Annotated in this window: 3 protein-coding genes; all 3 read left to right on the top strand. The window is 55.3% G+C overall.

The features are described 5' to 3' along the window. On the top strand, positions 1–780 hold a 780-nt coding region (locus tag ACYVJT_RS15140; RefSeq protein ID WP_499418547.1), incomplete at its 5' end, for a TAXI family TRAP transporter solute-binding subunit. Then, on the top strand, positions 777–2873 hold the full coding sequence (locus ACYVJT_RS15145) for a TRAP transporter permease (protein ID WP_343955709.1): 2097 nt from the start codon (positions 777–779) through the stop codon (positions 2871–2873). The genes ACYVJT_RS15140 and ACYVJT_RS15145, both read left to right, overlap by 4 nt. Before the next feature lie 10 nt (positions 2874–2883). After that, a complete protein-coding gene (locus tag ACYVJT_RS15150; RefSeq protein ID WP_343955710.1) occupies positions 2884–3264 on the top strand; it encodes an FAD-dependent oxidoreductase in 381 nt (126 codons plus the stop codon). Positions 3265–3337: the final 73 nt, after the last annotated feature.

The following is a 3337-nucleotide window of genomic DNA, read 5'->3' on the forward strand; positions in this document are numbered from 1 at the left end:
CAATATTCTCACTCATACGACAGAATTAACACGACATTTCAGCACTGTCCGATTAAACCGCCGACACCACCAAAAATAAAAGCGACTGTAGTACTAGCCGTAAACGGCGAACTTCCCGGCCTAGAGGGCGAGAATCGCGATAATCTTGGCTGGATCGGTAATCTTTACCCTGAGGCGCTGCACATCGTTGTGCGTGAAGACTCGGGTTACGATTCCGTCGCTGATTTAGAAGGCGCAACTATTGCCGTCGGAGATGCTGGTTCAGGTACCCGCATCACGTCTGACAAAGTTCTTGAGTCATATGGACTCGAAGAAGGCGACTACGAAACTGAGGTCACTGACTTCGGTTCCTCGACTGAGATGCTAGCTGATGGACAAATAGACGCTACCATGTTCGTCGTCGGGACACCTGTAGCGGGTTTGACACAAATATCTGCACAAACCGATGTGAAACTGTTGTCGCTTGACGACGATGTTGCCCAAGAAGTCGAAGGAAGTGGCAGCGAAACCGTCTATGACATTCCCACGGATGCATACGACTTCCTTGAAGAGGACGTCCAGACCGTCGCAGTATTCGCGGCGATCATTGCCTCAACAACGCAGGTCAGCGAAGACGTCGGCTACGAAATCACCAAGGCGACTTTCGAAAACGCTGACGACATTACCGTCGAGGCTGCACAGTTCATTGACATCGAAGAAGCGCTCCTGGGCATCGGAGATATTCCACTTCACCCAGGTGCTGAACGATACTTCGAAGAAGAAGGCATTGAATTGCCATGATTCGACCGAAAAGTCGAGATGATCTCGACTCCCTGGTTGGCCCGCCTCCACACGAGACGATGACAACCGGGGAGTCGACTCATTCCCTGGAAAATGCCGACCAGGCGTTGCGACAGCATGACACCTCAAGTCGCTACCGGACCGAGCTGGGCTGGTGGGCCTGGGTCATCGGTATCATTTCCATCATCTTCACGCTCTATCACCTGTATTCGGCCCTGGAACGCCCGTTCAATACTTGGATACATTCGGCGTTTCACCTGGCCGGTGGCACAGCGTTGATCTTCTTGCTCTACCCAGCAAGCCGGACACTCCTCAACCTGAAGACGACTGAGAGTCGTTGGAAAAACGTGCTCATTGGACGGGTCAAAGGTGTCGCCTGGTATGACGCCCTCCTCGCCGCAGCGGCCATGTACTGCAACGTGTATGTCTACTTTGAATACGAACGACTCACCGGCAACGCGGTGCAAGTCCTGGGCTATACCAGCCTCGACTACCTCGTGGCCACGCTGGCCCTCCTGCTGATCTTGGAGGGGACCCGTCGGTGCGTCGGCATCCCCATTATTGTAATCGCCGCCGTGGCTATTGCGTATGCGATTTTTGGGAACCACAGTCCGATCTTCACGCACGCGGGCATGTCGTGGGAAACGTTCTCGACGAATATGTTCCTGTCCTCGGGGTCAGGCATTTTCAGTACGCCAATCCAAGTGTCGTCGCAATTTATCTTCCTGTTCCTCTTCTTCGCCGTGGTCCTGCTCAGAACCAATATCGGTCAGTTCTTCAATGACCTCGCGTTTCGAGCCGCAGGCCGGTATACCGGCGGTCCAGCGAAAGCCGCGGTTGTTGCGTCGGGACTGCAGGGCATGGTTTCCGGCTCGGCAGTGGCCAATACGGTGGCCTCGGGTTCATTCACGATTCCCATGATGAAAAAGGCCGGTTTCAAACCGCACGTGGCTGCCGCAACTGAAGCGACTGCCTCAACGGGCGGTCAGCTGATGCCACCGATTATGGGCTCGGCTGCGTTTATTATGGCCCAGAATATTCCGGACGTGACGTATAACGATATTATTGTCATCGCCATTATTCCGGCCTTGTTGTATTTCCTGGGTGCGTTGCTGTCGGTGCACTTTGACGCTAAGAAGAATATGCTGCGCGGGCTGCCGGTTGAAGAACTGCCAACCTGGAAGTCGCTCATTACCCGCATTGACTTGCTGTTACCGTTAGTCGTGATCGTGACAACGTTGCTGGTTGGGTTTACCCCAATGCGTGCGGCAATTTTCGGGATTATTAGTGCATTTCTGTTGAGCTTCATCCGAACCTCGACGCGACTGGGTTTCCGGGCGATGGTCGAAATGCTCGTGGACGCTGCGCGTACGGCACTTCCCGTCATTGCGGCGTGTGCCACCGCGGGCGTCGTGGCCGGTACTGTCACCTCGACCGGTCTGGCCGGGCAATTGGGCAGCGGCCTGATCGCTCTGGCCGGTGGCAACTTCCTCATCGTGCTCTTTCTCGTCATGGTTGCCTGCATCATAATGGGCATGGGGCTGCCAACGACGGCCAACTATGTGGTGACCTCTACGGTTGCCGCTCCGATTCTCTACAATAATTTCGATGTACCGATCCTCGCGGCGCACTTTTTCGTGCTCTTCTTCGGGGTGTTATCAGAAGTCACGCCACCGGTCTGTCTTGCGGCGTATGCGGGTGCAGGTTTGGCCAATGCCAACCCCATGGTGACTGGATTTACCGCCTTGAAGATTGCCATAGCCGGGTTCTTGGTGCCGTATGTCTTGATCTTTGAACCCGCTATGTTGCTCGAAGGGACAATAGCGGATCTCATACCTGCGTTCGTGACCGTCGTGATCGGGATGGTCGCGCTAGCCGCCGGACTTGCCGGATACTTTGTAACCAACGCAAGCTTCATCGAACGGCTGGTGTTGGTCATTAGCGGCATCATGCTGGTCATCCCCAACCTTATAGTGTCTGGCATCGGTGCGGCCGGGCTCGTGGTGGTCGTCATCATCCAATACATTCAAAAATCTCGCCGTGGCAAATCAGCCGAGGCCGACCATCAGCAAGCGCCGGCGGCATCAGCATGAGGGACGCGTCATGAGTGTCGGCATAGTCGGTGCGGGAGTGATCGGGCTGTCAATCGGCTTTGAACTGGCAGAAGCTGGTCATGACGTGACCGTGTTTGACGCGGGGCAAGCAGGTGGCTCCGCGTCAGCAATGAATGCAGGGTGGGTCGCGCCGTTCCTCTCGACCCCGCGCGCAGCACCGGGCATATTGAAGGACGCCCTGGGTGGTTTGAAGAAAACTGAAGGCCCGCTGAAGTTTCAGTTGCGCCCCGATATTGGTTTCGCCGGATGGGGTGCGCGGTTTTTGATCTCGAGTTCGCGACGCCGCAGTGCTCGGACTACGACTGCGTTGCACGCATTGGCGACACATGCTCCGCGTCACTTTGATGGCTCTTCGGAATTTTGGGTGTAGATCGGTTTGGTGACCGGGGTGTGTTGAAGGCATAAAAAAGTCGAGGTCTTTTCGAAGATGGAAGTGCTCAAAC

The organism is Yaniella soli, assembly GCF_054782375.1.